A 21,273-nucleotide genomic window follows, 5' to 3' on the forward strand; every position below is an offset into this window, starting at 1 on the left:
ATTTGAGTACATTCATCGTTACACCGGCAACGGTATAGCGCCATCCGCTCGTTCCACGGCGGAAATCCCCGGCACACCCCGGCGCGGCCCTGGCGCTCCGCGCAATCGCTTGTCACGACGCAGATGGGGTCGCCCCCACAAAAGGCGGTTGCGGTCGGGTTGGAAACGTGCAAATGTAACAAAGCTTCTACAAGAGGGGGTTGCGCGACAACCCGGAGAGAGACGATGCTCGGGGATACCGTGGACAACGATCTGCTCGGCAAAATCGAGGCGGCGATACCGGGGATGAGCCGATCGGACGTCAAGATCGCCAAGCTGCTGCTTGCCTCGCCGCACGCCTTCATCCGCTCGAGCGTCCGCGAGATCGCGTCGGAGATCGGGATCAGCGAGCCGACCGTCGTCCGCTTCTGCCGCAATGTCGGCTGCGAGGGGTTCAAGGACCTGAAGTTCCGGATAACCCAGGAACTGGCCGTGCTGCAGGCGCAGCGCGATTCCACCCTGCCGATGCCGGAACGGCGCCCGCCGGCGGCCGCGACCGCCGCGTCGGGCACCGGCGACGCGAAGATCGCCCCCGGCGAAGCCTATGCCGCACACTTGCATGCGCGGGCGGTGCAGGCGATCGACAGCGCGCTTGCCGAGATCGATTTCAGGCAACTGGAGCTGGCCGCCGGCATGCTCGCCCGCGCCCGCCGCGTCGCGATCTACGGTTTGGGCGGCAGTTCGGCGATCATGGCGGAGGAAATGCACAACCGCCTCTATCGGTTGGGCATCGCCTCGGTCTTCGTCGGCGAAAGCTATACCCAGCGGATGCTGGCCGCGACGCTGACGGCGGAGGACGTGGCGATGTTCGTCTCGTCGACCGGCCGGCCGCGCGCGCTGCAGGACAGCCTCGACATCGCCCAATATTACGGCGCCCAGTCGATCGCGATCACCGACAACGACAGCCGACTTGGCCGCGATGTCGACGTCTGCCTGAAGGTCGGCCTGTCGCAATCCGGCGTCAACGAATTCCAGCCGAATCCGATGCGTTACAGCCAGTTGTTCGTCATCGACCTGCTGGCGTTCAAGGTCGCCGACACGCTGGGCGACAAGGCCCGGCAGGTGCTGCGCCAGACACGTGCCAGCGTCGCATCGCTGCACGGCATCGCGCCGCAACAACCGATCGGCGACTGACCGGCCGGCCGCGCCGCCCGGTCGCGGGCGGCGTCATCGCAACGAAAAATGGGGGTGGGGATGCGCGAAACGCCGCAGGAAATCCGTCCAGGCCGGCCCGGCGCCGCCGGCGCGCCGCAGGACGGCATCTCGCTGAAGCTGGCGATGACGATCATCGGCGCGTTGTTCTTTGTCTTCGGCTTCGTCACCTGGCTGAACGGGCCGCTGATCACCTTCGTCAAACTCGCCTTCACCCTGACCGATTTCGAGGCGTTCCTGGTGCCCTCGGTCTTCTACATGTCCTATTTCGTGCTCGCCCTGCCCGCCGCCTGGCTGCTCCGCCGCACCGGCATGAAGAACGGCATGGTCATTGGCCTGCTGACGATTTCGGCCGGCGCACTGCTGTTCGGGCAATTCGCCACCCACCGCTGGTTCGGCGGGGCGCTGGCCGGGCTGTTCGTCATCGGCGGCGGCCTCGCCGTGCTGCAGACCGCTGCCAACCCCTATATCGCCATCCTCGGCCCGATCGAAACCGGCGCCCGGCGGATCGCGATCATGGGCATCTGCAACAAGACGGCGGGGATGCTGGCGCCGATCGCCTTCGGCCTGCTGGTGATGCGCGGCATCGGCTCGCTGCAAGCCCGCCTCGATGCCACCGCCCCGGCGGCGCGGGCCGCGCTGCTCGACGAATTCGCGCAGAAGATCTACTGGCCCTACATCGCGATGGCGGTCGTGCTCGCGGTGCTGGCGCTGCTCGTCCACCGCTCGCCGCTGCCGACGCTGGAGGCCAAGGTCTCTGTCCCCCCAGCCGACGGCATGACGTCGATCTTTCGCCATCGCCACCTCGTCCTCGGCGTCGTCGCGCTGTTCATGGCGATGGGGGCGGAGGTGATGGCCGGCGACGCGATCGGCACCTACGGCGCCGCCTTCGGCCTGCCGCTCGAACAGACCGCCTACTTCACCTCCTTCACCCTGGCGGCGATGTTGCTCGGCTATATCGCCGGGCTGCTCGCCATCCCGCGCTTCGTGTCGCAGGAACGCTATCTGGCGCTGTCGGCGCTGGCCGGAATCGCCGCGGTCGCAAGCGCCTACCTGACGACCGACTACGTCTCGGTCGGCTTCGTCGCCGCGCTCGGCTTCGCCAACGCGATGATGTGGCCGGCGATCTTCACCCTCGCGGTGCGCGGGCTGGGCCACCAGACCGAAACCGGCGCGGCGATGCTGATCATGGCGATCAGCGGCGGCGCGGTGATCCCGCAACTGTTCGCCGCGCTGATCCCCCATGTCGATTTCCAGGCGGTTTTCTCTGCGATCATGCTGCTGCTTTATCTGTATATCGCCTATTACGCGCTGCACGGCTGCCGCATCGCCGGCGCACGTCCCGTCAAAGGCCAGCGAAACCCTTGAAATCGGCAAGAGCCCGCGCTGCACTGTCGTCGCGGCCGATCATGACGATACGGCTGCGATGGTCCGCATCGGGCCAGCCGTCGAGCAAAGCCGGGGGGTGAAAGGCGTCCTGCACCCCGTCGACCAGGACCGGCCGCTCGCTGTCCCGCGCATTGAGAATGGCCTTGCAACGCAGCAGCTTGCCTCGGTGCCGCGATGCCGCGCGATCGAGCGCATCGGCAATTCTCGCCCAGGGCAGCCGCTCCTCGAAGCGCAGCGATGCCGACCGGACGGCGTGCGCGTGAGCGTGCCCGGAAGGGGCATGGGCATGGGCATCGCCGTCCCGATCCAGAGCGGCGAACGCCCCGTCCGCCTCGCGCGGCGACGCGGCGCAGAGCAGCGCGGGATCGAGCGCGCCGTGATCGGCCCGGACCTGCCGGGCATAAGGGTTCATCCGCCGCAGGTCCGCCGCAAGGCGGCGCGTCGCCGCGTCACCGGCCAGATCGCTCTTGCTGATGACGATCAGGTCGGCCGCCGCGACCTGGCCGACCGCCTCGGCCTGCTCTTCCAGCGTGGCCTTCGCGACGCGGGCGTCGACAAGGGTGACGACGGAATGGAGCGTGACATCACGCGCAAGGGCGCGGTCCGAGATCATCACGCGCAGGATCGGGATCGGGTCGGCGATACCGGTCGTCTCGACGATGATGCGCTCGAACGGCGCCATCTCGCCGTTGTCGCGCGCGATCAGCAGGTCGCGCAGGGCAAAGGCGAGGTCGCCGTTCAGCGCGCAGCAGACGCAGCCGTTTTCCAGCAGAACGCTCGTCGTGCCGGCGCCAAGCAGGTCCTGGTCGATGCCGATTTCGCCGAGTTCGTTGACGAGCAGCGCCGTCCGCGCGAATTGCGGCTGCGTCAGCAGCGAGCGGATGAGGGTGGTCTTGCCGGCGCCGAGAAAGCCGGTGACGAGATAGGCCGGAAGCGGGCCCGGCCTATGCTTCATGCACGACCCGGCCTTCGAAGACCGTCAGTTCGACCTTCGTGTGTTCGATCGCCGATACCGGCACCTCGAACAGGTTGCGGTCGAGCACGATGAAATCGGCCGACTTCCCGACCTCGATCGATCCGGCGACAGCCCCCAGCCCCACCGCCTGCGCGCCGGCCAGCGTCAGCATTTCCAGCGCGCGTTCCAGCGACACGGCCTCCTTGCCATGCTGCAACACCCCTTGCAGGGCCGGGAAAAGATTGGGTTCGGGCAGGAAGATCCAGTCCGTGCCGAGCGTGATTCGGGTGCCAAGCGCTGCCAGCGACGCGAACGGATAGCCCCGTTCCCTAAAGGCGGCGAGTTCCGGCGCATCGCCCACCCAGACCGGCGGCGACATCTCCGCGGTGACGTTCAGGTCAGCGAAGCGCTTCAGGTCGTCCGCATTGACGAAGCAGCAATGGCTGACTTCCTGGATCGTCTCGCACGCGCCGCTGGCGCGCGCATCCGCTATCGCCTGCAGCACGCGCTGGACGGCGGCGTCGCCGGTGCAATGGATCTTGGCGGTGATCCCGGCCCGGTCCCATGCCTTCAGCGCCTCCGCCAGCACTTCGCGTTCGAACAGCAGCTTGCCCGGCACCGGCATGCCGGTTTCCGGGTCGAGTTGCGCGTCGGTGAAGTGCGGGGCCAGCGGCGTGCCGTCCATGAACACCTTGACGAAATCGGTGCGGACGTTGCGGCCCGAATAGGCATGGCGCCCGGCGATCAGGCGGTCCAGCTCCTCGCTGGTCGCCATGCCGAAATGCTCTTCGCGCCAGGGAATATGCGCCGCGACCCGCATCGGCAGGCTGCCGTCCTCGTCGAACGCCTTCAGGAATTCCAGTTCCGGTCGGGTCGCGGACGCCTCCTGCGCCGACGTGACGCCGAACCGGCTGGCGGTCTTCAGCGCCCATTTCAGCGCGTCGCGATAGATATCGGGGTCGCGCTGCGGAATGACGTTGACGACTTTCCACGTCGCCCGCTCGACCAGTTCGCCGGTCGGCTCGTCGCTGCCTTCGCGGCGGACGATGCGCCCGCCGAACGGGTCCTCGGTCGCCGCGTCGATGCCCGCCAGCTCCAGCGCGCGGCTATTGGCAAGGCCGTGATGGAGCGACCAGTCGGTGAGGAAGACCGGGCGGTCGGGGAAAGCCTCGTCCAGGAATTTCCGGTCGACGGTTCCCGGCTCGGACAGCAACTGGTTGAAATCGCCGCCGATCACCCAGTCGCCCAGCTTGCCGCCCATGCAGCGCACGCATTCGCAGAGCTGGCCGGCGTAATCGGTCGCTTTCGCGTCCGGCGACAACCGGCATTCGTAGAGGTTCTTCAGGCCGCTGAACAGCAGGTGCGAATGAGCATCGTGGATGCCCGGCATCGCCATCCGCCCACCCAGGTCGACAACCTTCCCGCCGGCGCCCAGCGCCGCGCTGATGTCGGCGGACGAGCCGACGGCAGCGATCCGGCCGTCCCGTACCAGTATCGCCTCCGCCCAGGGTCGGGCGGCATCCACCGTGTAGATGCGCCCGTTCACATAGGCCGTCGGCACCGGGTCGTTGTCGCTCATCGGCTCTGTCCCCACCGAAAATCGTTACCAGCGGAAGCTGGCCGCCACGCCAAACACACGTGGCATGGCGTAACGCGACTGCACAATCCCCAGCGAGGCGAAGGACGGACCACCGTAGGTGCGGTTCTTGCGGTTGCCGATATTGTCGACGAAGGCCCGCAGGTCCCAGCCGCTGTCGAGCGTCAGCGCGATCGACGCATTATGCTTGAAATAGCCTTCCAGCGCAGTCCCCGGATCGCCGAAATTCCCGGAGAAGCGGGCGCTGCGCGCCTCGAAATTCCAGTCGAACGCCACCTCGCCGGTGCCCTCGATCGGCACGGTATAGGTCAGCCCGCCGCTGCCGCTCCATTTCGGGGCGAAGGCCATGCTGCGATCGTCGACCACCAGGTCGCCGTTCGGCGCGGCCTTGGCCACGTCGAAGATCTTGGTCTTCAGATAGGCGGCCGATCCGTAAATGGTCAGTTCCGGCAGGACGCGCGCCTCGATCTCCGTCTCGAAGCCATAGGCCCTGGCGTCCTGGTTGGAGATCAGGCCGACCAGCCCGAAATAGTTGAACACCTGGTAGTCGTTGTAATCATAGTAGAAGATGCTGGAATTAATACGTAGCTTGCGGTCAAGCAGCGTGATCTTCTCGCCGACCTCGAAGGCATGCAGCGTCTCGTCGCCATAGGGAATCTGGCTAAGCGACGTATTGTCCGGATAGAAGCCGTTGTTGAAGCCGCCGCCTTTCGTGCCCCGCGATACGCTGGCATAGAGGAGGGTATCGGCGTTCGGCTTGTAATCCAGCTGGATCTTGCCGGACACCAGCCAGGCGTCATAACCAAGCGCGAACGGGTTGGGCGTGCCGTCGCCGCCGTCCGCCTTCAGGAAGCACGACCCCGGCTGCCCGCTGTCGCAGGTCCGGAAGGCCGCGTTGTCCGCGTCCTTGAAGGTCTTGTCGTCATGGGTCACCCGCACGCCGGCGAGCAGGGTCAGTTCCGGCGTCAGGTCGTGCTCGACCTGCCCGAAGGCGGAGATCGAATTGGTGCGCAGCCGCCAGTCGGCGTTCAGCGACAGCGGGAACACGGCACCGTTGTACATGCCGTCCGCGGCCGGCGGGTCGACCGGGAAGTTGAACACCGCGCTCGGCTGGTTCTTGCCGGTCGCGCGCAGCGCATAGACGCCGACGGTCCAGTCGGTGGTCGCGCCGTCGTGGAACAGCCGGAATTCCTTTGCCCCGATATCTGCGCCGGCAGGATCGCCTTCTCCCGGGCCAGCGCGTGGCTTTCGGGGACGAACAGAGAAAAGGGCTGACGCGTGGTCGCCAGGATCTTCAGCGGAACATCCTGCGCGGTGTCGAACAGAAGGCCGAACTGCGCGCTGTCGTTCAGCACCAGATTCTGCGCCTCGTCGCCATCGACGGTGCGCATCTCGATGTTGATGTCGGGGAACCTGCCGCACACCGCCGCGAACGCCTTCAGGAAGCGGCCGGCGAGCAGCCCCTGCGCGACGACGACGCGGATCGTCGACGATCGCGTGCTGCGCAGGTCGGCGAGGCGGACCATCAGTTCCTGATGCTCGACAACGCGGCGGTCGTAATATTCGACCAGCAACTGGCCGGCTTCGGTCAGCTGGACCTTGTACGACCCCTTGACGACCAGATCGATGCTGAGCACGCGCTCGAGCAGCTTGATCTGCCGGCTGATCGAAGAGGCGGCGACACCGAGGTAATCGGCGGCGGCGCGCATCGAGCCATGGCGCGCGCATAACGACAGATATTGCAGCCGATGATCCTGGACGCTGATCTCGTAGGTGCGGCGGCTTACACCTGGCATCTAGCTGTCCACTCTCCGCCGGCCGCGGGCCGCTGCCTGGGGCCGCATGCCACGTCGGCGCGGGATCCGCATCGTGTCGATCTCGTCGATCGAAGGCGCGAATTCCAGTTCGGTCAGCAGCAGGTCCTGCTCGGCGAAGAAGAAATCGCGGGACACGAACCAGTCGCCGTCCACCTCCTGCCAGATCATCAGCACGCGGTGGATCTCGATCTCTCCGCTGGTCAGCGTGTTGCGGTTGGTGATGTTGCCGAACGCCACCTTGCCGACCACGGTGAGCGCGTCGAGCTCGATGTCGATCCGGCAGCACGCGCTCCGCGCCTCGGTGAAGATGCGGGTGATCGCCTTGTGGCCGACCTGGGCCGGCAGGTCCCGCCCTTCCATCACCGCGTCGGGCAGATAGAAATCCCGGACCATCGCGGGGATCCGCTTCGCGCGGAAACGGCTCTCGAACTGCCTGCACTTGCTGGCCACCCGCTGCGAAACGGCCTCTACACCAGACATCCGGAACCACTCCATCCCATGCAGAAATCCGTGACGGCCAGCGGCGGCGGGCTAGCTGCCAAGGGCGTCCACCACCGCCGCCGTGTCAAGAAACTCCTCGAAACTCGTCATCAGGCCGTCCTTCACCCGATAGACGTGCACCCATTCCACGCGGTATTCCCGACCCGTCGCCAGCGACACGCTGTGCTCCACGCCGCGTCCCAGCACGCTGCCGTCCGCCGCCCCACCGGCAATGCCGACCAGCGCGGACGGCGTCATCTCCTTGATGCGGATGGTTTCCGCCGCGCGGGCGAAAAACTGCCTTACCCCGTCATGGCCGCGGAACGCGCCGGCGAAGGGAATCCTGTCCTCCGGCCCATAGTATGTCCAGGTGATGTCCGGCGCGAGCATGGCGAACGCCCCGTCCATGTCGCCGGCGCCGAACGCGGTGAAGAACCGCCTGACGACGTCGGCACTATCCTGGGGACTCGTCATCGCGACACCTCATCGAAGCTGGCGCGCCGGTGGGGGCGGTTCCCCGGCGGGCCGATTGATCCGGCGCGGATTGATGACGATACCGGCCTGAAGGTCAATATCGGCAGCCAGAGCGGTTGTTGCGCCGCCGGCAACATTTTCGCCGCCGGGCGGGATTGAGCGTTTGCGCTATTCCCGCGAAGCATGCGCCGGATGATGGTGCGCGCTCGCCACGCATCCGCAGCCGGAGGCCGATATATTGCACGACACGACCACCACACCACCCGCCGCGGCGGAAGATCGGCTTTCGGAAGGCGTGCTGGGCAGCGTCGACATCACCTTCATGGTGCTGGCGGTGGCGGCGCCGATGGCGATCGTGGTGGCGACGATGCCGATCGCCTTCGCGCTCGGCAACGGCATGGGGGTCGCCGGGACGTATGCGATGTCCGGGCTGGCGATCACGCTGTTCGCCATCGGCTATGTCCGCCTCATCCCCTACATCCGCAATGCGGGGGCGTTCTACGCGATCATCTCGCAGACCTTCGGAAAGGTCGTCGGGCTTGGCGGCTCCTACGTGGCGCTGGTCTCCTACATGGCGCTGAGCTGCGCGACGCTGGGGGCACTGTCCTATTTCCTCACCGGCTTCCTGCACACGCTCGGCCTGGATTTCCTGCACTGGGGCGCGGTGGCGCTGGCGACCGTCGCCATTCTCGCCACCCTGTCCTATTTCCGCATCGATTTCACCGCGAAGCTGCTGGCGGTGGCGCTGGGTGCGGAGGTGCTGGCCATTCTCCTGCTCGATTTCGCCATCCTGCATGCAGAGGGTCTCGGCACGCCGCGCGCGGTGTTCGCACCTTCGGTCGTCTTCGCGCCGGGCTTCGGCGTCGCCGCGATCTATGCGTTCAACTCGGTGATCGGCTTCGAGGCGACGGCGATCTATCAGGAAGAGGCCCGCAACCCGCGGGTGAGCATTCCGCGCGCAACCTATGCCGCGATCGTCGTCATCTGCCTGTTCTACGTGTTCACCGCCTACGCCTTCGCCGTCGCCAACGGGCCGGGCATCGCGGCGATCGCGGGCAAGGATCCCGGTGCGTTCGTCTTCGGCATGGCCCGTCATTATCTGGGCCGCGAGGCGGAGACCGTTCTGTCGCTGCTGGTGATCAGCAGCGCCTTCGCCGCCGCGCTCGGCCTGTTCAACAACAGCACCCGCTACATGTTCGCGCTCGCCCGCGACGGCGTGCTGCCGGCCTTCCTCGCCCGCACGCGCAAAGCGAACGGCGCGCCGTTCAACGCCGGCCTGCCGATCGTCGCCGTCCTCTCGATCGTCATCATCCTGTTCGCGCTGGCCGGGCTTGATCCGCTGCTGTCGCTGACCACCGCGCTCACCGGCTTCGGCTCCGTCGGGCTGATGGCGCTGCTATGCGTCACCGCCTTCGCCGTGCCGTTCTTCCTGCGCGCCGAAACCGGCGGCTTTGGCCGCGTGTCGCTCTTTCCCTTCGCGGGCGGGCTGCTGCTGCTCGCCGGCACGGTCATGTCGGTCGGCAACTACCCGCTGCTGACCGGCACGGATTCGGTGCTCGTCAACCGCCTGCCGATCCTGCTGGTGGTGATCGCGCTGGCCGGCGGGCTGCAGGCGGTGGCGCTGCGCCGTCGCCGGCCGGACATCTTCGCGCGCATCGGCTCCAGCCGGATCGCCGGCCAACCATCCAGCCAGGAGAAGACCCCATGACCACAGCCAACGACCTTTCGCTGCTCAGCGCCAAGGCGGCCGCTTTCATCTCCGGCGAAAAGGCGCTGTTCATCGACGGCGAATGGCGCCCGGCCGAAACCGGAGAGACGCTGCCGGTGATCGACCCGAGCAGCGGCCGGGAAGTCGGCCGGATCGCGCAGGCGGGCGCCGCCGACGTCGACGCGGCGGTGCGGGCGGCACGGCGCGGGCTGGAAGATTCGGCCTGGGCGCGAATGCGCCCCCATCGGCGCGAGGAGATCATGCTGCGGCTGGCCGAGCTGATCGGCGCCGAAGCCCAGGCGCTCGCCGAGATAGAGACCGTCAACAGCGGCAAGCTGATCAGCAACACCCGGCTGTTCGACGCCGACCTGTCCGTCCACACGCTGCGCTACATGGCCGGCTGGGCGACGAAGCTGCACGGCGAGACGATGGACCTGTCCGTCCCCTATCTGCCGGACGTCCGCTTCAACGGCTTCACCCGCCGCTTTCCGATCGGCGTCGTCGCCGCGATCACGCCGTGGAACGTGCCGCTGTGCCAGGCGGTGTGGAAGCTGGCGCCAGTGCTGGCGACGGGCTGCACCCTGGTGCTCAAGCCGTCCGAGTTCACCTCGCTGACCGCGCTGCGCCTGGCCGAGCTGTGCGACGAGGCCGGCGTGCCGCCGGGGGTGGTGAACGTTGTCACCGGCGTCGGGGAAGTGACCGGCAAGGCGCTGGTCGAGCATCCGGGCGTCGACAAGATCAGCTTCACCGGCTCGACCCGCGTCGGGCTGGAGATCGCCGCGCAGGCAGCCAGCACCTTCAAGAGCTACAATCTGGAACTCGGCGGGAAATCCCCGCTGATCATCGCCGAGGACGCCGATCTCGAAAAGGCCATTCCCGGCGCGGCATGGGCGATCTACGGCAATTCGGGGCAGAATTGCTGCGCCGGTTCGCGCGCGCTGATCCACGCGAGGCATTTCGACCGGGTGGTCGCGGGCGTGGCGGACATCGCCGCGTCGGTCCGCCTCGGTCCCGGCCTCGACCCGGCGTCGATGATGGGGCCGCTGGTGCGCGACAGCCACCGCGCCCGCGTCGCGCAGCATGTCGAGCGGGCGCGCGCCGCCGGCGCGCAGGTCATCGGCGGCGAAAGCGTCGACGGCGCCGGCAGCTATTTCACCCCCGCGGTGATCACCGGCCTCGATCACACCCATCCGACAGTGCAGCAGGAGATCTTCGGCCCGGTGCTGTGCGCCTTTGCGTTCAGGGACGACGACGAGGCCCTGCGCATCGCCAACGACACGCGGTTCGGGCTCGGCGCCAGCATCTGGACGGAGGGGCTGCAAAGGGCCAACCGCTATTTCGAGCGGCTGAAGGCCGGCACGGTCTGGATCAACACCCACAACATCCTCGACCTTGCCCTGCCGTTCGGCGGCACCAAGGAATCGGGGGTCGGCTTCGAACTGGGCCGCGAAGGCGTGTTCTCGCACACCGTGGTCCGCGCCGGGGTGATGCCGGTCGCGGACTGAGGGCGCGCCTACAGCCGCTCCAGCCGGTACGGTGCCGGATCGACGATCGGCGCCGAGCCCGTCGCGAGGTCGGCGGCAAGCTGCCCCGCCGCCGGCGATGTTCCGAAGCCGTGCCCGGAAAAGCCGGAGGCGAGGGTCAGGCCCGGCAGCTTCGCCACCGGCGCGATCACCGGCAGCGAATCCGGAGTGACGTCGATCATCCCGGCCCAGGCCTGCCGGACCACCGCCTGGCCGAAAACCGGCCAGGCCGCGGCAAGGTTGCGCATCGCCTCCGCGTTCAGGCCCGCGTTGACCGGCGGGTCCATCGTCCGCACCCGTTCGAACGGCGACGGCGAACCCGCGCGCCAGCGGCGCGGCAGCGCCAGGTCGTCCAGCAGGGCGCGGCCCAGCGACAGCCTGATGCTTTTCCACTGCGTCCGCAGCATCGGCAGGTAGCGCAGCCCGATCAGCAGATTGTCCAGCACCAGCGGCGCGACGAAGGCGCCGCGCTGGGTGATCGTGTAGCCGCCGTCATGGCTCTTGCGGAACGAGAAGTCCGGCGCGCCGACCGCGATGTCCGTCGGCCCCTCCATCGGCGCGGTGCGCAGCACGGACGCCACCACCGGCAGGGTCGGCAGCGCAACGCCGTGATTGCCGAGGAAACGACGCGACCACAATCCCCCCGCCAGTATGACCTGGTTGCAGCGCAGCTCGCCGCGTTCGGTGACGACGCCGCTGACCCGGCCGGCGGTCGTCGACAGGGTCCGCACCGCGCAATTCTCGACGATCACCGCGCCAAGTGCCATCGCCCTGCTGGCGATCGCGCTCGATGCGAGCGTCGGCTCCGCGCGCCCGTCGGTGGACGTGAAGATGCCCCCTGCCCAGCCCCCCGTCCCGCCCGGCACCAGTCGGTCGATGTCGGCGGCGGACAACAGCCGCGAGTCCGGCGACGCCGCGCCGACCCGCTGCAGCCACCCGCGATGCGCCGCCATTTCCGCATCGGTACGCGCTATGTACATGATGCCAGCGCGGCGATAGCCGACATCCGCGCCCACCCGCTCGGCCATCGCCGCCCATAGCCGGTCGGACGCGAGCGCGAGCGGCAGGTCGTCCTCCTCCCGCCCCATCTTGCGGACCCAGCCGAGGTTGCGCGAGGACTGTTCTCCGGCGATCCGGCCCTTTTCCAGCACCACCGCCGGAATGCCGCGCTCGGCCAGGGTCAAGGCCGCGGTAAGGCCGATGATGCCGCCGCCGATGATCGCCACCGTCGTCGTCGCCGGCAGCGTCCCGCCGGTCCGGACCGGAACGATGGCTGGGGCCCTGTTTTCCATCTTCAAACCCCCTATCCGGCGATTGCCTGCGCAGCCGCTGCCCGTCAGGCGGGAAGCACGATCTCTTCGACATCGGCCGCCGACGCGCCGCGCCAGGCCGTTACCTCGATCTCCACCTTGAACGCGCTCGAGCCCAGCGGCGGAGAGGTCAGGGTCAGGGTCGGCTCGATCCCGCGCATCCGCTCCGCATAGGCCGCCATTACCGCGTCGATATCCTCCGGGAACTGGATGAACACGCGCGCTGCGACGACATCGGCCAGGGTCGCGTCCACCGCCGCCAGCGCCCGCTCGATGTTGGCGAGCACCTGGCGCGTCTGCTCGGCCGGATCGGCGAGGATCAGCCCGGTCTGCGGATGGCGCCCGGCGGTGTTCGACACGAAGATCAGGTCGTCCACCGCGACGATGCGCGAATAGCTGCCCAGCGCCTCGGCCTTGGACCCCGTCTTGACCTTCACGATAGCGACCATGCCGCCCGCTCCCTTAATGAATGTCGGTGGAATCCGCCCAGCTCAGCGCAGCGCCGGCTGCTCCCACAGGTTGAGCCTGACGCCGATGCCGTTCCGCACCGCATTGCGATAGACGACGGTGCCCCAGGCCACGTCCTCCACCGGCATGCCGCCCACCGACATGATGATGATCTCGTCGTCGCCGGTGCGCCCCGCCGCCTCGCCGGCGACGATCTTGCCGAGGTCCTCGAGCGCGCTGCGCGGCACCCGGCCTTCCGCGACCAGATCGAGGTAGCGGATGCCAACGACCGGAACCAGCTTGTGGACCGGCTTGGGGTTTTCCTCGTACCAGGCTTCATAGAGGCCGGGATTGTCCAGCACCTTGCGGACATCGGCCGCCTCCATACCTTCGTCGACATTGGTGAGCGAGGGCATCGACAGGAAGGTCCCGGGGCTGACCCATTCCCGCTTCACCGTCGGGTAGAGCGACGGATCGCCGATCGCGCCGGACTGGCAGAAGGTGACGATGTCGGATTCGCGCACCACCGCCTCGACGCTGTCGACGACCTGCACGTTGGTGACCTGCGGGTAGGTTTCCGCCAGCCAAGCGAGGAAGGCGTCCAGGCTTTTCTGCCCGCGCCCCTTCACCTTCACCGTATCGATCTGCGGGCAGACCGCGATGAATGCCGCGAGCGAGGTCCTCGCCATGACCCCCGGCCCCAGAATGCCGACCACCCTGGAATCCTTCCGCGCCAGATGGCGCGCGCCCACCCCCGGCACGGCGCCGGTGCGATAGGCCGAAAGCAGGTTCGCCGACATGAAGGCGAGCGGTGCGCCGCTGTCGGCGTCGTTCAGCACGAAGGTCAGGATCGAGCGCGGCAGGCCCTTGGAACGATTTTCGATATTGGAGCCGTACCATTTCATTCCGGCGGTGCGGAAACGCCCGCCCAGATAGGCCGGCATCGCCATGAAGCGGCGGTCGGGCGTCGCCTTGGGCATGTCCGGGAACGGCGAATTGTCCGGGAAGATGATGACCGACCCGTGCGAATTGTTGTTGGCGCCGGCCATGCGGTAGTCGCCGTGGTAGAGGAGCGCGAACATCTCCTCCATCGTGTCGACGCAAGCCGCCATGTCGGTCACCCCGGCACGGATCATGTCCGCTTCGGACAGATAGAGGAAATCGATCCGCGTCGACGCGTCCGCTACCTGCGCTGTTTCTACGACGCTATGCATGGGCGCTTCCCGCATGCGCGGTCGGCATATGGGCATAACCGCCATATGCGCGGGAATTCGGTCGCCTCGATATTTCCAATGCACGGGACTTTCTTCTTATGGTCATCGAAAATGCTCTCAATCTGGATTGATCACTTGCCGTAATATGCGGCGAGGGCGTCGATCGCCTTGCGGTCCGGGATCGTCTGGGCCGAAGCCGCCATCGTCGCGCCGGCGACATCGTCGGCATGGTAGCCGCGCTTGCCGGTGCGGAAATTGACCAGTTGCCGGGCGATGTAGTCGGCGTCCAGCCGATCGAGCGCTGGCGCCTGCAGGGCGGCGTTGCCCTCGCCGGCCGCGCCGTGGCAGGCCGCGCAGGTGGGGACGATGGCGCGGATCGCCGCCGGCACCGGGCGGTTGGCGACCGGCGCCGCCTGCGGTTTCGGCAACGCCGTGATGTAGGACACCACCGCCTTCACCCCATCCGGCCCGGGTATGGCGGTCGCCCTGCCGACCATCTGGAAGCCGTGGGCATCGTCCAGCTTGCCGCGCTTGCCGGTGCGGTAATTGGTCAACTGGCGGGCAAGATATTCCGCATCCAGCCCGGTCAGGTCCGGCGCGTGCATATAGGCACGCCCCTGCCCGTCATTGCCATGGCAGCCAAGGCAGGTGGTGAACGCGGCCTTGCCCGCGCTTCTGTCGACGGGCCGGCGCGCGCCGCCGGCCGCCGGGGCCGATGCGGCCCGCGCGCCGCCGATTCCGGCGCTGCCGTCGCCCTGGAAGGCAAGCAGCACCTTGCCGCTGTCGATGAACTCCTCGAAGCTGACGATCTTGCCGTCGCGCACCTTGAAGACATGGACCAGATCCGCCTTGTAGCGGATGCCGGTCTTCCGGACCGTGCTCTCCTCGGTGCCGGGAACGGCGACCATGTCGCCGGAAACGATGAATGCGCGCTGGACGGCAACCGGATTTTCAAGGGTTTCGTCGACCGTGGCGAAGAACTCTGCCACGCCCTTCGGCCCATGGCGGGTACCGCCGAACGGCAGCTTGTCGGGCGGCCCGTAATAGGTCCACGTCGCATCGGGCGCGATCAGCTGCTCGAGCGCGACCATGTCGCCGCGCTCGAACGCCGCATATAGTTCCCGCACGACCGTGGCGGAATCCGCCGGCTTTCCGGCGGTCAGAGCCTGTTGCGCGCCGACGCCGGAGAGCAGGACCAGCGCCGCGACGATACCGGCCTTCGGCAATTTCGATGTCATGGCACGGCTTTCGGCAAGACGGGTTGCACGGGCGCGGGCATCCGGGCCGCGCGGACGGGGTCAGGATTCGCCATAAAAGCCATGGAACACGCCCTTCGGGTCCCACTGCCCGCGCAACGCGGCGAGGCGCTTCCACGCCTGCGGAGAGTAGCATTCGTGGATGTCCTGCGGCCGCCCTTCCTGGTCCATCTCGTTGATGTAGCTGCCGCGCGCGACGGGCTTCAGGGCGTTGAACACCTTCAGGCAATAGGCGCGGCTCGCCGCCTCCTCCGCCGGCTCGTCCCACTCCATGTAATACGCCAGGTAGAAGCGCGCGATCCGCGAGCAGGCCGCGTCCGGCAGCGGGTTGGTCCCCATGTAGAGCAGCACCGGCGTGGCGCGCGGGGCCGGGCATTCCGGCATATGCGCCTTCAGCACCGCCATCGCCGCCTGCGGATCGTCGACCCAGACGGCGTCGCCCATCCAGTGGCCTTGCGGAAAGGACGCCTCGTTGTCGCTATAATAGCGGTCGAAATTACCTGCCCGGTTCTCGATCCTCTCGATCGCGCGGGCGATTAGCGGCTGGTCGAGCAGCGGGGTCAGCTTGCGCCGGCCTTCCGCCTCGCTGGCGACGAAGGCGTTCACGTCCAGATAGATGCGCTGGCGCTTCTCCGGCGGCTCGCCGAACGGAACGTCCGGCGCCGCGGCGATCGCGACCAACGTCTCCACGTCCTTGTCGAGCCGGGGCACGACCTCGTCCATCACCCGCGTGACCTCGTCCAGCGCGTCGAAGGCGAACACATAGGTCGCGCCCCAGATCACCTTCGGCGCATCGAAGCACTGCAGGTGGAACTTCACCACCACCCCGAACAGGCCCGGCCCGCCGCCGCGCGCCGCCCAGAACAGGTCGGCATTGTCCTGCGCGCTGGCGCGCAGCAACCGCCCGTCGGCGGTGACGATGTCGACCGCGTTCACCGCGAACACGCTCATGCCGCTCGACCAGGCGTTGGTGTTCATGCCGACGCCGCCGCCCAGCAGGAATCCGCTGATCGGCACCGTACCGCAATGCGCGCCGGGAAACGCCAGGCCGTCCTCCGCCAGCCGCTCGGCAAGGCCGCGGCAGAACACCCCCGGCCCGACGACGGCGGTCTTGGCCGCCTTGTCCACAGCGATCCCGTCGAGCCGGCTGACGTCGATCAGCATGCCGGTGTCGCGCAGAAAGCAGGCGGCCATGCTGTGGCCGCCGCAGCGGGTCGTCACCTTCATGCCGTTCGCGGCAGCGAAGCGAACCGCTTCCTGCACGTCCCCGGCGCTTTCCACCTGAACGATCATGTCGGGACGGCGGTTGGCCTTGGCGCGCTGCCAGATCATCGCCTCGCGCCAGGTCTCGTATGTCTCGTCGCCCTTGACGACGACGGTGCCGGCGATCCGTTCCTGCAGCGCGGCGGCGTCGCTTCCGGCCTTGGGCCGCGAAAAGCCCTGGCAGGCCGACAGCGCCACCGCGGCGGGCACGGAAACGGCCGCAGCATTCAGAAAACGACGGCGCGACCAAAGCGCAAATCTAGCCATGTGAACTCCAGGCGATCACCTCAGCCTGTCTGAAGATGCACGAAAATGCATTCAATGCCCCGTGCCAACCGACATGTTGCACGGAGGACAACGACTGCCTCGAACCCGCGCCGCGCCGCGCCAGGCCGCCCTCTCCCGCCCCCGCCCGAAACCGCTATGGTGGCCCCCATGGGGAAGCGATCCCGCGCTTCAGCCGTGGACAGGCGAAACGAGGATAGGCCGGTTAGCGGCCCGCCGTAGCGACCGGTCGAATGGCGGAGACGCGCGCCTCTCTGCGAAGAAAAAACGGAAACCGCTGTTTCCATTCCGGCGAGGCCTGGCCGTCAGCGGCCGTGCGGCTTCCGGGATTTAGATAAAGGTAATTGCCGATTTGGGCCTGGGCCGCTTCAACTCTCCTTCCGCACAGCAGTCTTTCCCGCAGCGCGCAGAGTATGAACCAGATCGCCGATACGGCTGGCGATGGCCCGTTCGGCATCGCCAGCGAGTTCGGGCTTGCTGTAAAATATAACCTCAAGCCGGTACTTGCCGATATCGCTCGTGCCGACATTAACGGTGATGGATGGGGGGTGATCGCCTTCCGCCCGTGATGCCGCCGGCGCGCCCCGTTGCCGCTTCGATTGGCCCGCAGCCGTGTTCGCGTAAGCCTCGAGTGCCGCCGCCTCGATCGCGGCGCGCTCGGCGAAGAGATTGGCATCCGGCTCGAACGTCATGCTGAACACGTGCTGGACGCGAGCGCCGGCATGCCCTTCCACGCGTACCGGAGAACTCAGCAGCAAGCTGTGCGGAAGGATGATCTCCTTTCCGGTGCGATTGAACGATCCGTCCTGCTTCTCAAATTCCCGGAGCCGCGTGACCAGCAGGTTGAAGTCCATCACCTCGCCGCGTTTGCCGCCGATCTCGATATAGTCCCCGACCGAATAGGCGCGCGACAAGGTACGCAGCGCCGAGCCGGAGAAGCACATGATCAGCTCCTTCATCGCGATGACCGAGGCCACGGCGAAGGCGGTGAGCGACAGCGCGAAGGTGCGCAGTTGCGGCGCCCAGATCATCACCAGGCCGATAATCGCGACGAGGATCAGCACATTCCGCAGACTGGCGGTCCAGCGGCGCACGACCAGCGGCGGGAATTCCCCTCGCTTCAATGCCCGTCCGGCCAGGAAGCGAATGACGAACAGGGCGGCCAGCAGGGTTGCCGACGCCAAAACGCCGGACTGCAGCAACTGTTCTCTTAGAATTTCAGACATCATGGCTCTGGTTATGCCTCATTCGCCCCCGTGCGGCACATCTACCGACAAGGCAGCCGTTATGACAGAACGCAAGCCTCCCGAAACGGCGGGCGGGTTTTTCGGTTATCGCCCCTCAAAACCCGCCGGGTCTCGACGGTCAGCTTGCGGGCGCTTGGCGGGAATGGCTGACGGTGACTCCCCCTCACATTGCCGCGGCAGCCCGCGACCCTCCGTACGGCCGCTCAACTAATGCTTGCGTGCCCGACCACCGTGGACATTATTGCTTAGTTCATGGGGGACGGATGGCACATCATGCGGGTACTACTGAAAACCAGCCAATAGGCGAAGAAGCGGGGCATGGTTGATAAGCTTCAATGCCAGCTTTCGCGCTTTCCCTCCCAAAGCGGGCCAACCGGGGCCAACGTTGCGTTTTCCTGCGGCACGAGTGTCCGCTCTCAGGCATGCCGGGTGCGCCCCGAGTGACTGGGGTACTACGGATCCAAATTCGATTGCGAACGGCAAAACAACGCACTACTCGAAGGACGAGATGACACGTCATCTCGCTGAAAGCTCTCACGAAAAAATGCCGTCAAGCGGCACCGCAAAAGAACAAGCGCGCAAAGCCGCGATTTCAGCGGCGCGGCTGCAGGTCGCAGTCAGCACCCTCAAACCGAATTTTCTTTTGTATTTCACCATTCTGGTGACCCCTACGGGACTCGAACCCGTGTTTTCGCCGTGAGAGGGCGACGTCCTAGACCGCTAGACGAAGGGGCCGCTTGCGCGAAGCCGGGCATCTATGGGGTGTCCGGGCTGGCGTCAAGCGTCAGCCGGCGGGGAGCAGGGCGCGGGCCTCCTCCAGCCGCTGAGCGTAGCGGGTTAGCGCCTCCGCCGTCAGCCGGGCGTAGGCGTTGGCGTCGTCGAAGCGGCGGTCCTCAATCGCCTCGCGCACGCCGGGCAGCGTCTTCGCGCCATAGCCGGTCAGCCGGCCGGGGGCGTAGACGGAGTTCCTGAACCACGGCCGGCCGGGCAGGCCCTGGGCGATCAGCAGCGTCTGGTCGATGTCGCGCAGCTTGGCGTTCAGCTGGGTGCGGGTCGCGGCGGGCAGGGCGGCGCCCTTGCTGGCGTAGGCGGCGTCATAGGCGGTCGCCGCCGCTTTCAGCCGGTCGACGGCATTGGCGAGCACGGCCAGCTCGACATGCGGCGTGGCGGCCAGAGTTTCGGGCGCGCCCAGCGGCTTCAGCGGGTCGCTGGCCAGCCGATAGCTGCCGTCGGCGAGCAGCGCGCCGCGCTTGCCGTCCTCGCCGCGCCGGTCGTCGGCCAGCTTCCGGATCTCGTCGAAATAGCGGCCGACGGTGGTGGCGAAATCAGCGAAGCGCACCGGCGGCGTATCCGCCTCGGCGATGCGCAGCACCAGCCGGCCCGCCGTTTTCGACAGGGCGGCGCCGTAAAGCAGGCCGGGGTCATCGAAGCGGGTGAAATGGTCGAAGCTGTCATAGGCGGAATGATAGACGCCGTCGCCTTCGTCCTCGCCGCCATAGCCCAGATTGATCGACGGGATGCCGAGATGCTGGATGAAGGCGGTATAGTCGGAGCCGGAGCCGAGCGGCCCGATCGGCAGGTCTGCGCCCTTTTCGGCGGCGGCGAGCGCGACCGGGTCGCTGCGGCCGGTGCCGTCGGCGGCGTCGGCGCGGATGTTGGCGCGCAGCCGGTCGGCGACCGAGGCGCCGGTTTCCGGGTCGGTCACGTCCTCCGCCACCCGGTTTACCAGGTGCTGCCAGCCGTGCGAGCCCTGCGCGCCGAGGAAGCCGCGGCCGTTGCCGTCGGTATTGATGTAGATGACGGCCTTCTTCTGCAGTTCGGCGGCATGGGTTTCCGCCCACTCGGTCGAGCCGAGCAGCGCGGGCTCCTCGCCGTCCCAACTGGCGTAAACGATCGTCCGCTTCGGCCGCCAGCCGGCCTTGACCAGCGCGCCCAGCGCCTTCGCCTCAGACAGCATCGCGACGTTACCCGACAACGGGTCGCCGGCGCCGAACACCCAGCCGTCGTGGTGGTTGCCGCGGACGATCCATTCGTCGGGCAATGTGCTGCCTTTCAGCGTCGCTACGACGTCATATATGGCGCGCTGCTTCCATTCGGACTTGACCGCCAGGCGCAACTGCACCCCGCCGTCGCCGCCGAAATGATAGGTGAAGGGCAGCGCCCCGCGCATGGCGCCGGTCGCGACCGGGCCGCCGAGGCGCGACAGGATCTTCTCCGCGTCGCCATAGCCCATCGGCAGGACCGGGATCTTCAGGATGGTCGGCGCGGTCTCGCGGGTCAGCCGCTTGGCGCCCTCGGTCGCGCCGATGCCGGGGGTCAGCGGGTCGCCGGGGTAGATCGGCATGTCCATCACCGATCCGCGCTGCACCCCCTGCGGCGGGCGAGCGCCGCCCTTGGGGTAGGTGTCGCCAATCGCGTAGCCGTCCTGCGCCGGGTCGGAATAGATGATGCAGCCGATCGCGCCGTGCATCTGGGCGAGCAGCGGCTTCAGCCCGCGCCAGCCGGCGCCGTAGCGGGCGACGACGATCTTGCCCTTCACGTCGATGCCCAGCCGCTTCAGATGGTCGTAGTCGGCGGGCATGCCGAAATTGACGTAGACGACGTCGCCGGTGACGTCGCCGTCGCCCTGATAGGCGACATAAGGCGGCAGCGCGTCGGCCAGCTTGCGCGACGTGGCGTCGCCCTCCACCGCCGTTTCCTGTCCGCCCAGGGGGATCCGGTCCGGCGCGATCAGCTCCACCGTGGTGCTGATCGGCGTTGGGTAGAGCACCGAGAAGGTCTCGAGCCGCGCGTCCCAGCCCCAGGATTTGAACAGGGCGACGCTTGCCTCGGCATTGGCCTTGTTGTGGGGCGCGCCGACATGGTTCGGCGCCGACGCCATCCGCTTCAGCCATTCCAACTGGTCGGCGGAGCTGATGCCCGCGTCGAACCGTGCCTCCAGCGCCTTCTGTTCCGGCGAAACCGCCGCCGGGGCGGTGCCGGCGACCAGCGCGATCAGCGGAAGGGCGAGCAGAGAAGGACGAACGGCCATCGGCGAAAACCCCCTGTCACAACAAGAAGAAGCGCCCGCTATATGGGCCCGCTGGCGCGCCGTCCATGCCGCTTGCGCGCCGCCCC

17 protein-coding genes and 1 tRNA gene are annotated in these 21,273 nt (G+C 67.4%); 4 read left to right on the forward strand and 14 right to left on the reverse strand.

Features of this window, described 5'->3' with window-relative positions; all coding sequences use genetic code 11:
• Positions 1–225 precede the first annotated feature (225 nt).
• Both E4A53_RS05495 and E4A53_RS05500 read left to right on the forward strand, forming a co-directional pair.
• Entirely contained in the window at positions 226–1,173 is a 948-nt protein-coding gene (locus E4A53_RS05495) for a MurR/RpiR family transcriptional regulator (protein ID WP_168694316.1), read from the forward strand.
• Positions 1,174–1,233: 60 nt separating this feature from the next.
• Positions 1,234–2,559, forward strand: a complete 1,326-nt coding sequence (locus E4A53_RS05500; protein ID WP_136162105.1) for a sugar MFS transporter — start codon at positions 1,234–1,236, stop codon at positions 2,557–2,559.
• Here the strand turns inward: E4A53_RS05500 and E4A53_RS05505 are convergent.
• From E4A53_RS05505 to E4A53_RS05530, 6 genes are read right to left on the reverse strand one after another with little or no spacing between them, the layout of a single operon-like run.
• Positions 2,537–3,535, reverse strand: a complete 999-nt coding sequence (locus tag E4A53_RS05505; protein ID WP_136162106.1) for a CobW family GTP-binding protein — start codon at positions 3,533–3,535, stop codon at positions 2,537–2,539. The two genes, E4A53_RS05500 and E4A53_RS05505, sit on opposite strands and share 23 nt — an antisense overlap.
• On the reverse strand, positions 3,525–5,114 hold the full coding sequence (locus E4A53_RS05510) for an amidohydrolase (RefSeq protein WP_136162107.1): 1,590 nt from the start codon (positions 5,112–5,114) through the stop codon (positions 3,525–3,527). Before E4A53_RS05510 ends, E4A53_RS05505 begins: the two co-directional genes overlap by 11 nt.
• 24 nt (positions 5,115–5,138) lie before the next feature.
• The gene (locus E4A53_RS05515; protein WP_338054977.1) at positions 5,139–6,266 is read right to left on the reverse strand and encodes a TonB-dependent receptor; all 1,128 of its coding nucleotides are present in this window, start codon (positions 6,264–6,266) and stop codon (positions 5,139–5,141) included.
• The gene (locus E4A53_RS05520; RefSeq protein ID WP_239018147.1) at positions 6,161–6,928 is read right to left on the reverse strand and encodes a LysR family transcriptional regulator; all 768 of its coding nucleotides are present in this window, start codon (positions 6,926–6,928) and stop codon (positions 6,161–6,163) included. Before E4A53_RS05520 ends, E4A53_RS05515 begins: the two co-directional genes overlap by 106 nt.
• Positions 6,929–7,429, reverse strand: a complete 501-nt coding sequence (locus E4A53_RS05525; RefSeq protein ID WP_206366252.1) for a Cif family virulence factor — start codon at positions 7,427–7,429, stop codon at positions 6,929–6,931.
• A gap of 51 nt (positions 7,430–7,480) precedes the next feature.
• The gene (locus E4A53_RS05530; protein ID WP_136162109.1) at positions 7,481–7,903 is read right to left on the reverse strand and encodes a nuclear transport factor 2 family protein; all 423 of its coding nucleotides are present in this window, start codon (positions 7,901–7,903) and stop codon (positions 7,481–7,483) included.
• 238 nt (positions 7,904–8,141) lie between these two features.
• Between E4A53_RS05530 and E4A53_RS05535 the strand changes: the two genes are divergently transcribed.
• A complete protein-coding gene (locus E4A53_RS05535; protein ID WP_136162110.1) occupies positions 8,142–9,611 on the forward strand; it encodes an APC family permease in 1,470 nt (489 codons plus the stop codon).
• Entirely contained in the window at positions 9,608–11,116 is a 1,509-nt protein-coding gene (locus tag E4A53_RS05540) for an aldehyde dehydrogenase family protein (RefSeq protein ID WP_136162111.1), read from the forward strand. The genes E4A53_RS05535 and E4A53_RS05540 overlap by 4 nt, the downstream gene beginning before the upstream one ends.
• 8 nt (positions 11,117–11,124) lie before the next feature.
• Here the strand turns inward: E4A53_RS05540 and E4A53_RS05545 are convergent, their stop codons facing one another.
• The 8 genes from E4A53_RS05545 to E4A53_RS05580 all read right to left on the reverse strand — a co-directional run bounded on the left by E4A53_RS05545 (position 11,125) and on the right by E4A53_RS05580 (position 21,187).
• The gene (locus E4A53_RS05545) at positions 11,125–12,426 is read right to left on the reverse strand and encodes an NAD(P)/FAD-dependent oxidoreductase (RefSeq protein WP_136162112.1); all 1,302 of its coding nucleotides are present in this window, start codon (positions 12,424–12,426) and stop codon (positions 11,125–11,127) included.
• A 44-nt stretch (positions 12,427–12,470) separates the two neighbouring features.
• A complete protein-coding gene (locus E4A53_RS05550; RefSeq protein ID WP_136162113.1) occupies positions 12,471–12,893 on the reverse strand; it encodes a Rid family hydrolase in 423 nt (140 codons plus the stop codon).
• A gap of 42 nt (positions 12,894–12,935) precedes the next feature.
• A complete protein-coding gene (locus E4A53_RS05555) occupies positions 12,936–14,105 on the reverse strand; it encodes an ornithine cyclodeaminase family protein (RefSeq protein ID WP_136162114.1) in 1,170 nt (389 codons plus the stop codon).
• A 131-nt stretch (positions 14,106–14,236) separates the two neighbouring features.
• Positions 14,237–15,343, reverse strand: a complete 1,107-nt coding sequence (locus tag E4A53_RS05560; RefSeq protein WP_136162115.1) for a nuclear transport factor 2 family protein — start codon at positions 15,341–15,343, stop codon at positions 14,237–14,239.
• A 60-nt stretch (positions 15,344–15,403) separates the two neighbouring features.
• Positions 15,404–16,834, reverse strand: a complete 1,431-nt coding sequence (locus E4A53_RS05565; protein WP_239018148.1) for an FAD-binding oxidoreductase — start codon at positions 16,832–16,834, stop codon at positions 15,404–15,406.
• Between the two features lie 443 nt (positions 16,835–17,277).
• On the reverse strand, positions 17,278–18,138 hold the full coding sequence (locus E4A53_RS05570) for a mechanosensitive ion channel family protein (protein ID WP_136162117.1): 861 nt from the start codon (positions 18,136–18,138) through the stop codon (positions 17,278–17,280).
• A 677-nt stretch (positions 18,139–18,815) separates the two neighbouring features.
• Positions 18,816–18,891, reverse strand: a tRNA-Glu gene (locus E4A53_RS05575).
• Positions 18,892–18,940: 49 nt separating this feature from the next.
• Positions 18,941–21,187, reverse strand: a complete 2,247-nt coding sequence (locus E4A53_RS05580; RefSeq protein ID WP_136162118.1) for a transferrin receptor-like dimerization domain-containing protein — start codon at positions 21,185–21,187, stop codon at positions 18,941–18,943.
• Between the last annotated feature and the right edge of the window lie 86 nt (positions 21,188–21,273).

Origin of the sequence: Sphingomonas flavalba, from assembly GCF_004796535.1 — a bacterium.
GTDB lineage: Bacteria > Pseudomonadota > Alphaproteobacteria > Sphingomonadales > Sphingomonadaceae > Sphingomonas_L > Sphingomonas_L flavalba.